The organism is Demequina pilifera (assembly GCF_048814985.1).
GTDB lineage: Bacteria > Actinomycetota > Actinomycetes > Actinomycetales > Demequinaceae > Demequina.
In genome coordinates, this window is the sequence record NZ_JBMDTW010000002.1 from 374,833 (window position 1) to 386,872 (window position 12,040).

11 protein-coding genes are annotated in these 12,040 nt (G+C 67.3%); 9 read left to right on the plus strand and 2 right to left on the minus strand.

Going from position 1 to position 12,040, the window contains the following annotated elements; translation table 11 throughout:
* Positions 1–419 precede the first annotated feature (419 nt).
* The 5 genes from ACNI14_RS04500 to lnt all read left to right on the plus strand — a co-directional run bounded on the left by ACNI14_RS04500 (position 420) and on the right by lnt (position 5,816).
* Positions 420–890 (plus strand): TlpA family protein disulfide reductase, encoded by a 471-nt coding sequence (locus ACNI14_RS04500; protein WP_226996981.1) that lies wholly within the window; start codon positions 420–422, stop codon positions 888–890.
* A complete protein-coding gene (locus tag ACNI14_RS04505) occupies positions 887–1,666 on the plus strand; it encodes a cytochrome c biogenesis CcdA family protein (RefSeq protein WP_077684795.1) in 780 nt (259 codons plus the stop codon). Before ACNI14_RS04500 ends, ACNI14_RS04505 begins: the two co-directional genes overlap by 4 nt.
* 126 nt (positions 1,667–1,792) lie before the next feature.
* Positions 1,793–2,167, plus strand: a complete 375-nt coding sequence (gene cmtR / locus ACNI14_RS04510; RefSeq protein WP_077687481.1) for a Cd(II)/Pb(II)-sensing metalloregulatory transcriptional regulator CmtR — start codon at positions 1,793–1,795, stop codon at positions 2,165–2,167.
* 50 nt (positions 2,168–2,217) lie between these two features.
* Complete coding sequence (locus ACNI14_RS04515; protein ID WP_323419227.1) at positions 2,218–4,251, plus strand: heavy metal translocating P-type ATPase; 2,034 nt, start codon at positions 2,218–2,220, stop codon at positions 4,249–4,251.
* 8 nt (positions 4,252–4,259) lie between these two features.
* Positions 4,260–5,816, plus strand: a complete 1,557-nt coding sequence (gene lnt / locus ACNI14_RS04520) for an apolipoprotein N-acyltransferase (RefSeq protein WP_300150418.1) — start codon at positions 4,260–4,262, stop codon at positions 5,814–5,816.
* A 39-nt stretch (positions 5,817–5,855) separates the two neighbouring features.
* Here lnt and ACNI14_RS04525 read toward each other — a convergent pair whose 3' ends face one another.
* Positions 5,856–6,482 (minus strand): methyltransferase family protein, encoded by a 627-nt coding sequence (locus tag ACNI14_RS04525; RefSeq protein ID WP_300150421.1) that lies wholly within the window; start codon positions 6,480–6,482, stop codon positions 5,856–5,858.
* Positions 6,479–8,563: a heavy metal translocating P-type ATPase gene (locus tag ACNI14_RS04530; RefSeq protein ID WP_420518750.1), complete on the minus strand. Its 2,085-nt coding sequence runs from the start codon at positions 8,561–8,563 to the stop codon at positions 6,479–6,481. Before ACNI14_RS04530 ends, ACNI14_RS04525 begins: the two co-directional genes overlap by 4 nt.
* A gap of 98 nt (positions 8,564–8,661) precedes the next feature.
* Between ACNI14_RS04530 and ACNI14_RS04535 the strand changes: the two genes are divergently transcribed.
* The 4 genes from ACNI14_RS04535 (at position 8,662) to ACNI14_RS04550 (ending at position 11,820) form a co-directional block, all read left to right on the plus strand.
* Positions 8,662–8,952, plus strand: a complete 291-nt coding sequence (locus ACNI14_RS04535; protein ID WP_026926296.1) for an ArsR/SmtB family transcription factor — start codon at positions 8,662–8,664, stop codon at positions 8,950–8,952.
* A gap of 61 nt (positions 8,953–9,013) precedes the next feature.
* The gene (locus ACNI14_RS04540) at positions 9,014–9,751 is read left to right on the plus strand and encodes a M23 family metallopeptidase (protein ID WP_073186135.1); all 738 of its coding nucleotides are present in this window, start codon (positions 9,014–9,016) and stop codon (positions 9,749–9,751) included.
* Between the two features lie 3 nt (positions 9,752–9,754).
* Complete coding sequence (locus ACNI14_RS04545) at positions 9,755–11,269, plus strand: multicopper oxidase family protein (protein WP_232548353.1); 1,515 nt, start codon at positions 9,755–9,757, stop codon at positions 11,267–11,269.
* Between the two features lie 71 nt (positions 11,270–11,340).
* A complete protein-coding gene (locus ACNI14_RS04550) occupies positions 11,341–11,820 on the plus strand; it encodes a hypothetical protein (RefSeq protein ID WP_026926298.1) in 480 nt (159 codons plus the stop codon).
* The last annotated feature ends 220 nt before the right edge of the window (positions 11,821–12,040 follow it).

Here is a 12,040-nt window from a genome sequence, read left to right on the forward strand (position 1 = left end):
AACCCAAAAACGGCGACGCCTGCGGCGCCGCCGCGTTGTGATCTCATGCTCGCTCCTCGGGTTGTCGATGAGTCTAGCTACTGGCCGAAGCGTGCCGCTGCGCTCTGTCCGACGACGGCAGTACTCGCAGCGATAGAGGGTTGACGCGAGATCACGTGGCTGATGGGGTTTGACTACCAGGCCACGAAGCTGCTTGCCGGAGGCCCTTTTCGGCTGTGGCAGTCTTGTGGGCCAGGGACGGTCCCTGGCAGTGGTCGGGACCGCAACTGTGACTCTGAGAGGTTGGATCAGTGCAACGGTCGCACATTGGGAGCCTTCCGCACACGGTCAGGCGCCGGCTCTGGAGCGCGGCCGTTGCGATCGCGTCGGGTGTTCTGCTCGCGGGTTGCGGGTCGACACAAGCCAACACTGGAGGGTTCGTGTCGGGTGATGGCAGCCTGACGGTGCTGCCTGCCGATGAGCGTCCGCAGGCGCCCGTGATCGAGGGCGTCACGCTGGATGACGAGCGGTGGACGAGTGCTGACGTCTCCGGGAAGGTGATCGTCTACAACGTGTGGGGTTCCTGGTGCGCGCCATGCCGCTCCGAGGCGCCCGCGCTCGTGGCCGCCAGCCAGAAGCTTGCCGACCAGGCAGTCTTCGTCGGGTTGAACACCCGAGACTTCGACAAGGCCGCGCCCCGTGCGTTCGTGCGGGCATTCGAGGTTCCCTATGTGAACCTGTTCGACCCTGAGGGTGCGCTTCTGCTGAACTTCTCCGGCGAGTTGCCGCCCAACGCCATCCCAAGCACGATCGTGGTCGACCTGGAGGGCCGGGTCGCTGCCCGGATCATCGGCGAGACCACAGAATCGACCCTGGTGGGTCTGATCCAAGACGTGGCAGCGGGCAAGTGATCCCGCTGGAGTTGGGCGACTGGATCCGCCAGGCTGTGGGCGGCTCGGTCGCATTGGGTTTGCCGATCGCGCTCCTCGCCGGGCTGGTGTCGTTCTTCTCACCGTGCGTGCTGCCGCTGCTGCCTGGCTACCTGTCGTACGCCACCGGGATGGGGGCTGCGGACATCACTACCGGCCAGAGCGCGAAAGGGGTGGCCGGGCGGGGTCGCGTACTGCTCGGGACGCTGGGGTTCGTGGGCGGTTTCGCGGCGGTGTTCGTCGCCACCGGAGCGCTGATGGGTTCGGTGGGTGCCGCGCTCTTCGCGTGGCAGCGGCCATTGATGGTGGCTGCCGGCGTGTTGAGCATCGCCCTGGGATTAGTGTTCACCGACTGGCTGCCGTGGGGTCGCGGGACGTGGCGGCTGCAAGTGCTCCCCCGAGCCGGCGTGGCGGCGTCGCCGCTGCTGGGAATCGTGTTCGGGCTGGGGTGGACGCCATGTATCGGCCCGGCGCTATCGGTCGTGCTCACGTTGGCCCTGAACGAGGGCACTGCGCTGCGCGGCGCCGTGCTTGCCTTCGCTTACGCGCTCGGCCTCGGGCTGCCGTTCATTGTCGCTGGACTGGCCTTCGACCGGCTGGGCGGCACGCTGGGCTGGGTGCGCCGCCACCATCGTGCCATTCAGGTCACCGGCGGGGTGACCATGATGGTGATCGGGGTGCTGCTGATCACCGGCTGGTGGGACATCGCAATGGCCGGTGTACGGCAGTGGGCGAGCAGTTTTGCACTGCCGGTCTGACCCGACACCGATCCACGTACTCACCGCCGGGATCAGCGTGAGCCACGTTGCGGCGTCAAAAGAAACCGGGCTGCCTGGGTGACCCATCCTCACGCATAAGGTCAGCATCCGATGTATGGTCAGTGTGTGCTGACTCTTGCTTCCCGGTTGGACGTGATGAATCGGTTGGGCCGGGCGATGGCCGATCCGACCCGTTCGCGGATTCTGCTCCAGTTGCTGGAGGCGCCGGGGTACCCGGCTCGGTTGTCGGAGTCACTGGGCCTGACCCGCACCAATGTGTCGAACCATCTGGCCTGCCTGCGCGGCTGCGGATTGGTGGTGGCAACGCCCGAGGGCCGGCAGACGCGGTACGAGATCGCTGACCCGCATCTGACGCGAGCGCTGGAGTTGCTGGTGGAGGCGGTGGTCGCCTACGACGACGGCGTGTCCTGTGTGAATGAGGACTGTGACGTGCCGTTGTGCTGTGGCCCGGGTGCTGGCAGGACGGGAGAGGCCCGGTGAGCAGGGAGTGCTGCGGCGAGGACGCTCCACGTGGGGACGGCTCCTTGCCGATGAGTCTGCTGCGGGAACCTGGAACAAACCAACCCGGACCCGCCGGAGACCTGAGAGTTGCGGCGCACACACCGGGCGGCGCGTGCTGCGAGCCGGCTTCCAATGGTCGCGGCGAGCGCGACGAGGACACTGAGGGGGTGCGGCCACCGTGGTGGCGGGATCCCGCTTTGCTGCCGTCGCTGGTCTCTGGGGTGTTTCTGCTTGCCGGTTATGGTCTGGCATGGGCCGGGCTCGACCTGGCCGCTGGAGGGCTTCAGGCCGTTGCCCTGGCGGCTGGGGCCTACACCTTCGTGCCGGGCGCTCTCCGGCGGCTGGCTCGCGGCCGACTCGGCGTAGGCCTGCTCATGACGATCGCGGCGGTCGGGGCGGTTCTTCTGGGACATGTCGGGGAGGCGGCTGCGCTGGCCTTCTTGTTCTCGTTGGCCGAGGCTCTTGAGGACCGGGCGATGGATCGTGCGAAGGACGGTCTGCGGGGGCTGCTGGCGCTGATTCCGCAGACCGTTCGTATCTCGCGGCTGGGCGGAGACGTGACGGTCCCGGCCGCGGAGGTGCAGGTGCTGGACATCCTGGTGGTCGGCGCTGGTGAGCGGGTTGCGACCGATGGGGTCGTGGTGATGGGCCGATCGAGCATCGACACATCGGCAGTGACTGGAGAGTCGATCCCGGTGGAGGTGGGTCCGGGCGATGAGGTGCCGGCGGGGTCGGTGAACGGCTCGGCGACCCTGCAGGTCGAGGCCACCGCGGATGGCCGGGATAACTCGCTGACTCAGATCGTGGCGCTGGTCGAGCAGGCCCACGCCCGCAAGGGGGAACGGGCGCGTTTGTCGGATCGGATCGCCCGCCCGCTGGTGCCCGTGGTGCTGGTCGTGGCGGTCCTGGTGGTTGTCTTCGGGTTCATCGTCGGTGATCCATGGACCTGGACCGAACGAGCTCTGGTGGTGCTGGTCGCGGCGTCACCGTGCGCTTTAGCCATCGCGGTGCCGGTGACCGTGATCAGCGCGATCGGCGCGGCGTCGAAGTTCGGTGTCGTGATCAAGTCGGGCGAAGCGTTCGAACAATTGGGGACCATTCGCACGATCGCGCTGGACAAGACCGGCACCCTGACCCGGAACGACCCCGCGGTGGTGGACGTACGAACCTCGCCTGGCATCTCGCGGGGGGACTTGTTGTCGCTGGCTGGGGCTTTGGAGGCATCCAGCGCCCACCCGTTGGCGGCGGCGATCGCCGCGACCGTATCGGGCGCGCCCGCGGCATCCGGGGTGGTCGAAGAAGCCGGCTGCGGCATCACCGGTCAGGTCGGAGATGCCCGGGTCAGGGTCGGTAACGTTCGATGGATCGACCCCGCAGGGCTTTCGCCAGATGCTGATGCAATGGCGGGCGAGGGCATGACGGTCGTCGTGGTCGAAGCCGACGGTCAGATAGCCGGGCTGATCGGCATTCGTGACGAACTGCGACCTGAGTCCGCAGAAACGGTACGTCTGCTGCGCGCCCAGGGCATTGACACGATCATGCTGACCGGCGACAACGCCAGCACCGCGAACGCGCTGGCCCGGCAGGCCGGGATCACCAACGTGAGGGCCGAGCAACTTCCGGCCGACAAGGCCCTGGCCATCAGGGAACTTACCGGTGGCAGCCCCACGGCGATGGTGGGCGACGGCATCAATGACGCCCCAGCGCTAGCGACAGCGACGGTGGGCATCGCCATGGGCGCCAAAGGAGCAGCCGCCGCGATCGACTCAGCGGACGTGGCGTTCACCGGTCACGACCTGCGGCTCATACCCGCCGCGCTGGCTCACGCGCGCCGGGGACGGCGGATCATGACGGTGAACATTGGCCTCGCGCTGGCGATCATCGTGCTGTTGTTCCCGCTGGCGCTGTTCGGCATCGTCGGACTGGCTGGGATTGTCCTGGTCCACGAGGTGGCCGAGGTCGTGGTGATCCTCAACGGCATCCGCGCCGCCCAACGACCGGCCGCTTTGAGCAATGCCAGGTCTGCGGAACAACCCAGTGCCGTGCTGGCCAGCACCCACTAGCGGTCAGCATGACCATCACCACGACCAGTCCGCCTGCGGACGACATCAGCCAGCCCGCGCAGCCGGCGCGGCCTGCGCTGCCGCTGGGGTGGGCCATTGTGACCTCGGCTTTGGCTGGCGTGGGGCTGGACGCTGCATTCCCCGAACTCGGCTGGTGGCCGATCGCCTTCGTCAGCGTCACCCTGGCCCTGCTCGCGCTCGCCGGCCGGAAGTCGGGCGGAGCCTTTCTGGTCGCTCTGGTCTACGGCGGTGCCTTCTTCGTGGCGCACCTGAGTTGGGCGGGACGGTTTCTGGGTCCGCTGCCGTGGCTCGGTCTGGCCGGCTTGCAGGCACTGTTGTTCGCCGCGGGAGCAATACCGATCGCGTTGGCCTACCGGTGGTCCACGCGGACGCTGCGCGGCAAGTGGGGTCAGCTAGTGATCGTCCCGCTTCTGGTCGGAGGGTTGTGGACACTGCGCGAGTCCATCATGGGCAGCTGGCCCTACGGCGGGTTCCCCTGGGCTCGTCTGGGGATGAGCCAGGCCGGCAGCCCGTTCGCCGAAGCTGTCTCGTGGGTAGGTGTGACCGGCTTGTCGTTCCTGATAGCAGCCGTCTGTGCAGGGATCGCGCAGTGGTGGCGGATCGGTCGCCGGCGTGACTGGCGGGGCCTGGTCATGCCTGCCGCGGTGACCGCCTTGCTGCTCGTGACACCGCAGTTCCCCACCACCCCGGCTGGTGAGGTGACCGTGGGCTGGGTGCAGGGCAACGGGCCGGCCGGCTACTTCGACGCCGCGGCCCCTGGTGCGATGCTCACCGCACAGACCGCCGCGACCATGCCGCTGATCGGCCAACCGATGGATGTGCTGGTCTGGCCCGAAGGAGGGGTCGACAGTGACCCACTCAACAACCTGGGGACCAGCAGGGCACTCGATGAGCTGTCCCACCAGGTCTCGGCGCCCTTGCTGGTGAACGCTGCAACCCGCCGCGGGGAGAACACCTACAACACCTCCCTGCTCTGGCCGCCTACCGGCGGCGAAGTCCAGCTGTTCGACAAGGCGAATCCGGTGCCGTTCGGCGAGTATGTGCCCGACCGCTGGTTCTACCAGCGCATCGCTCCGGACCTGATCGGCCTGATCGGACGCGAGTACACTCCCGGCACCAACTCCCCGTATGTCAGCCTGAACGGGGTCGGGGTGGGATTGGCCATCTGCTTCGACGTCATCTTTGACGACGTCATCTGGCAGGGCGCCCAGGACGGGGCTCAGCTGTACCTGCTTCAGTCCAACAACGGCGACTTCCGCGGCACCGACGAGAACCTGCAACAGGCCGCCCTCGCCCGGATGCGCGCAATCGAGACCGGTCGCGGCGTCGTGAACGTCTCCACGACCGGCACCAGCCAGGCCTTCGCCCCCGACGGCACAATCCTCGACGAACTCCCCACCGACACCATCGGCGCTCGGGTCACCACCATCCCACTACGCACCGGACTGACCCCGGCTGTCTCCCTCGGCCCGTGGATCGCCGGTCTCCTGGCCGCGACCAGCCTGCTCGGCCTCCTGCTGCTCAGGTTCGCAGCTCGGCGCTAGGCCTGCCGCGCGTCCCCGTCCTCGATCCAGTCAACCCGGCTACCTGAGGCCGCGAAGGCTGTGCCCAACGCCTGGGACGAATCTGCCGACTCTAGCGGCGTAGTCGCGGTAGGCGTCGCCGTGAACGGCGAGTAGGTAGGGTTCCTCGACCGCCCGGACTTGTACCTGAATGGCGGCGAGCAGCACGACGGTCGCCGCCGTCGCCGCGATCGTCGGGGCCAGCAGGAACAACCCGACGCTTGACACAGCCATCCCGGAGAACACCGGGTTGCGCACCATCGCAAAGGTCCCATCGGTCACCATCTCGGTGTGCTCCTCCGGGTCGACGCCAACCCGCCAGGAAGCGCCCATCTCCCGCTGCGCCCGCAGCAACGTCTTCATCCCGAGCAGTGCAAGGACCAGCCCGATCCCTTCCACGATCGTGCCGCCGGGGATGGTCAGGCGTCCGATGCCGACGATCTGCGTCACCGGGCCTGCCAGTCCGAGCAGCAGCGCGACCGCGAACAGCAGCTTCCCCCACCATTGGGCGGAACCCGCCGCACCTGCTTTGAGTCGGAACCCCGTATCTCCGTTGCGGCGCAGGTGAACCACCGCTCGAAAGCCGAAGGCCAGACCGAGGCCGATCAGGTACAAGGCCAGCGCGATCCAGCCGTTCAGGGCCGTCACTCGACTGGCGCGTCCAACTCGGTCTGGGTGCGGCCGGCGAGTTCCTGCCGTGGAGCAGCCGATCCTGCACGTCCGGCCGGACGGTCTTCGTGGGTGATGCCGTGGTGGTCGCGGTTGTGGTCGAACCGCAGCAGTCGCAGGGCGTTGAGGACGACGAGGATGGTCGAGCCTTCGTGGATGAACACGATCGGACCCATCGCTAGCCCGAGCAGGCTGGCCGGCACGAGGAACGCGACGATGGCGAGGGCTGCGATGAGGTTCTGCCGGATGAGCCGGGAGGTTGCTCGACCGAGTCGCACCATGAACGGTACCCGTCCGAGGTCGTCGGCCATCAGAGCGATGTCGGCGGTCTCCAGGGCGACCGCCGACCCGGCAGCGCCCATCGCGATGCCCAGGCTCGCGCTGGCCATCGCGGGGGCATCGTTCACACCGTCGCCCACCATCGCCGTGGTGCGACCACCTTCGGTGAGGTTGCGGATCGCGACCACCTTGTCCTCGGGCAACAACTCACCCATGGCCCGGTCGATCCCGACCGAGCGGCCCACGGCGTCGGCGACCGCCTGGTTGTCCCCCGAGATAAGGACCAGTTCCCCGATGCCGGACTCGCGCAGGACGTCGAGCGTCTGGCGGGCTTCGGCTTTGGGCGCGTCCATCACACCGATCACGCCGAGCACGCGGGCGCCATGGGTGACCACCATGGTGGTGCGGCCCTCGGCCTGGAGTTGATCGACCGAGGCCTTGACCTCGACCGGCAGCTCGTGATCGGCCTCGGCCATCATCCGGACGCTGCCCACCAGGACGATCTCACCATCCACCGTCGCGCGGATGCCACGGCCCGTGACGGCCTCGAGGTCGGTCGCCACGCGGCGCGCGTTCGCTCCGACCAGTTCGGTGAGATCGCGGACGATGGCAGTCGCCAACGGGTGGTCGCTCAACGTCTCGGTAGCCAGGGCGATCGCATTGAGTTCATCGACGAGGACGCCTGGTGCTGGGATGGTGTCGGTTACCGTGGGGTGTCCCCAGGTGAGGGTGCCGGTCTTGTCGAAGGCCATGGCGTCGACCTTGCCGAGAGTCTCCAGCGGGGCACCGCCCTTGACCAGGACGCCGGCGCGGCCAGCACGAGCGATCCCCGCCAGCACAGCTGCTGGGGTTGCGATCGCCAAGGCGCAGGGGCTGGCCGCGACCAGGACCAGCATCGCCCGGTAGAAGCTGTCACCGAACGGCTCGGCAGACCAGATCATCCCGACCGCCAACACCACGACCACGGCCAGGATGACCGCGGGCACATAGAACCGCTGGAACCGGTCGATGAACCGCTGGGTGGGCGATTGGGCTGTGTCAGCCTCGGTGACGAGCTTCACCACCCGCGCCAATGTGGTGTCGGCGGCCGCTGCGGTCACCACCATGTCGAACGCGCCGGGGCCGTTCACCGTCCCGGCGAAGACCCGCGAGCCACTGGAGATCGCGTCGGGATTGGCCAGGGCCTTGGCGACGTCGGGCACTGCAGCCTTCTCCACCGGGATCGACTCCCCGGTCACCGCGGACTGGTCGATCGCCGTGCTGCCGACGCTGACGAAACCATCCGCAGGTACCCGCGAGTTCGGTCGCACGACCGCGACATCGCCCACCTGAAGCTCTTCCACCGGACGCTCAACAAGCTCGTCCGGGCCGACGCGGAGCGTGGCCGTGCGGGGTGCGAGCTCGCCCAGCGCCTTGATCGAGCGAGTCGCGCGGGCCATCGCGTACTCCTCCAGGGCGTGTCCGAGGCTGAACAGGAACAACAGCACGGCACCCTCGGAGAGCCTGCCGACCGCTGCTGCACCGGCGGCGGCCACGATCATCAGGAAGTCCACTTCGAACCGGCCCCGGCGGATCGAGCCCCACGCCCCCCGCACGGTGAAGAAGCCCCCACAGAAGTAGGTCGCAAGATACAGGCCCAGCACCAGCGGTTCCGGGGCACCAAAGCCGAACTCAGCGATCAGCCCCGCGATGTAGGTCACGCCGGAGGCGATAGCGAAGTACAGCTCCCACCTGCCCTGTCCGTGGGAGTCGTCTTCGTGATCTTCATGCGCAGCACTCATGATCTATACATATCATGATGTAATGATGCATTGCCACAGATCGCTCGGAATCTGGTTGGATCAATCCAGGCCGCGTTCCGGAAGAGGGGTGGTGGTTCATGAGGTTGAATGCCAGCGAAGCCGAGCGCATCGCGGAGGTGATGGGCGGCCTGGCGACGCCGGCGCGCGTCCTGATCCTCGCTCGCCTGTTGGACTCCCCGGCCACCGTCAGTGAGCTCGTCACAGAACTGGCGATGTCGCAAGCCTCGGTCTCCAACCACCTGCGCATCCTGCGCCACCTAAACCTCGCCGCCGGCGACCGGCAGGGACGCAACGTCCTCTATCGCCTGCAGGACGACCACGTTCGAGCGATGGTCGAACAGATCCTGAACCATGCCAGTCACGACTAGAACCCTGAATGGAATCTGAGAAACTCTTAGGCTAGTCTTACCGCCGTCGAGAGGGGACGGGGTGGCTGCCAGCGAGGTTCGCGCGAAGCGATTGCCGGGAACGGCAAGGATTATCGCTCTGGCAGCTGCCGTCCTCATCGGCGCCAGCGGGTCGCTGGACCAGGGACACACGGCTCATGCCGCTGATGCGCCGTTGCCCCCCGCCTCGGCGGCAGCCGTCGCCGCTGAGCGGGCGCCCACCTTCGAGGACCTGCTGGAGAACCGCAGCAAACAACTCCAGGCAACCGCCGCTCAGGTCGACCAGGTGCGGTTCCAGTCTCTCCTCGCCAAACACGAGAAACGCGAGCGCAAAGTCGCCTCCGACATCGAGGCAGAACTCACCCGGTTGAAGGACCTCAGCAGGTTCACCTGGCCCACCAAGGGTGGCGTGGCCTCGGGATTCGGGATGCGCAAGCACCCCATCCTCGGCTCCATGCGCCTGCACAACGGCGCGGATATCGGAGGCGCGTGCGGGAACCCCATCTACGCCACTCAGTCCGGAACCGTGACCAGGGCCAACTTCAGCCGCAGCGCCGGCAACAACGTCCGGATCGACCACGGTCGTATCAAGGGCAAGAACGTCGAGACCTCCTACCTCCACATGAGCAAGTACGCCGTCAGCGCAGGCCAGAGTGTCACCAAGGGCGACGTGATCGGCTACGTCGGAACCACCGGGCTGTCCACCGCCTGCCACCTCCACCTAGCCCTCTACGAGAACGGCAAGGGTGCCGACCCTGTGCCCTACCTCGTGAAGGACTGAGCGGTGGCCATCTCCCAAGCTCGGACTTCTCCGACCACCAGTGCCGGCATCCAACCACCCCGCGACACCGGAACCTCACGTCGAGCACTGCTGGGCGGTGGATTCGCACTCGCCGGCAGCTGGCTTCTCACCGGATGCGTACCCGCGGCGAGCGACCCTGCGATTCCCGGTGGCTCGCGGTGGCCACGTGGATCGCTCACCGATCAACCCATCGTCCAGAAGACGCTGCGGGCAGCGCCTTCGATCATCGACCTCGGCGGCACGTTGGCCGAGGCCTGGGCCTACAACGACACCCTTCCCGGGATCGACCTTCGAGCCAACCCGGGCGATCTGCTGCGCCTCAACCTGGACAACCAACTCCCCAGCCCCACCACGATCCACTGGCACGGAATGCCCATTCCGAACGACGTCGATGGCGTCCCGGGACTCACGCAGAACCCGATCCAGCCAGGGCAACAGCATCTCTACGAGTTCACCGCACCCCAGCCCGGCACTTACTTCTTCCACTCGCACGTCGGAGTCCAACTGGACCGCGGCCTCTACGGGCCACTGATCGTTGATGATCCCGTAGAGCCGGGCCGTTACGACGCCGAATGGACCGTAGTCCTGGATGACTGGCTGGTCGTCGACGGTCAAACCCCTGAGGACATGTTCCGGCGCCTGAACGCCCGCCGCCCCTCGACCACCGGCACCCAGGCCGTTCAGCTGTCCTCCCGCAACGAGCCGTTCTTCGGCGACGCTGGCGACATCCCCTATCCGCTCTACCTGATCAATGGAGCAGTACCGACAGCGCCCGTAACCCACCAGGGCCGCCCCGGCGACCGTGTCCGGCTCCGCGTGATCAACGCCGCCTCGGACACGATCTTCGCCCTCGCCCTCGGCGGACATCGCCTGACCGTCACCCACACCGACGGCCACCCGGTCAAGCCGCACACCACCTCCGCGCTCTATCTCGGCATGGGCGAACGATACGACCTCCTGGTCACCCTCGGTGACGGCGTCTTCCCTCTCGTGGCCAAGCCATGGAACAAGCCCGGCCACGGCCTCGCGCTGGTACGCACCGGGTCCGGGAGCCCACCGGAACCACCGGTCCAGCTGGCCGAGTTCACAGGCCAACTCACTCAGGGGCTCGACCTGTACCCGGAGGAGTCGTCGTTGCTCCCGACCCGGCCGATCGATGCGCGCGCGACCATCGAGCTGGGCGGGCAGGCCAACCCCTACCGGTGGGTCATCAACGGTGCGCCCTTCGGCCAGAATCAACCCCTTGAAGTGGTCGACAACGACCGCCTCCTGCTCGAGGTCGTCAACACCACCACACGCGCACACCCGGTGCACCTGCATGGCCACACCTTCGCGCTGGACAACGGACTGAGGAAAGACACCCTCCTGGTTCCCCCATCCAGCACCACCGCCGTGCACCTGGATGCCACCAACCCGGGAACATGGGCACTCCACTGCCAAAACGAGTACCACACCAAAGCCGGCATGATGCTCACCATGCGCTACAAGGGCCGCTGACCCGCTCGCCGATTGCCTCCGCCAGGCCGTGTCGCCCAACTACACTGGGCGTGTCCGGACGAGGAGCGCTGATGAGGAACCGTCACCACAGCCTCTGGAGCGCTGCGCTGATGACGGTGCTGGGCGGGATCGGCCTGGCTAGCGCGGCCGGCAGTCTGGACGTGAGCGACAAGACCTGTTCCCCGCAGCTTCCGCTGCTCGCCTCCGTGGGCGTCCACCTGGACCTGTTCGCACAGGCTCGAAGCTGCCCCGAACACAGCTATCTCCCCGGCAGCAACTTCGACACCACGGTACGGCTGTGGGTGCTGGTCTCGACCTCAACCCTGGCCGCCGGCATCGTCGGCGTGCTGCTGGCGCTGGGCGCAGGACTATGGGTACGCCGCACCCTGCGGTCGGCGCGCGACTGGCTGCACCGAAGGTTCCCGACGCCGTCATTCACCAGGCCAGTCGTGGCCAAGCCTGTACTTGCGGCCGCCACCCCGCGGCCTTTCCACTCTTTCGAGCACTATCAGCCATCGCAACGTCGCGGGCCACCAGTTTCGTTCTGCTGACTAGCCCTCTTCGTTCGCCGCGCCCAGCCGGATCGCGGCACCGCTTCCGCACGCGGTTCATGCCTCCGACGCCGTGGGCGTGACGAACGAGCCATCCCGATGGCGAACTCAGCGGGCAACCCAGGTTCGCACACGACGGACTCGATGGTGTCCTTCGGCCCGCTCCGCAGTTCACCGTCCGCTGCAAATCGCGGGAGCCGTCACCATCGCTACGCAGTCA

Coding starts and splice junctions, on each gene's coding strand:
- ACNI14_RS04515 (WP_323419227.1), top strand. CDS start 2,218: ATGAGTCTGCTGCGGGAACCTGGAACAAACCAACCCGGACCCGCCGGA.
- lnt (WP_300150418.1), top strand. CDS start 4,260: ATGACCATCACCACGACCAGTCCGCCTGCGGACGACATCAGCCAGCCC.
- ACNI14_RS04530 (WP_420518750.1), bottom strand. CDS start 8,563: ATGAGTGCTGCGCATGAAGATCACGAAGACGACTCCCACGGACAGGGC.
- ACNI14_RS04535 (WP_026926296.1), top strand. CDS start 8,662: ATGAGGTTGAATGCCAGCGAAGCCGAGCGCATCGCGGAGGTGATGGGC.
- ACNI14_RS04550 (WP_026926298.1), top strand. CDS start 11,341: ATGAGGAACCGTCACCACAGCCTCTGGAGCGCTGCGCTGATGACGGTG.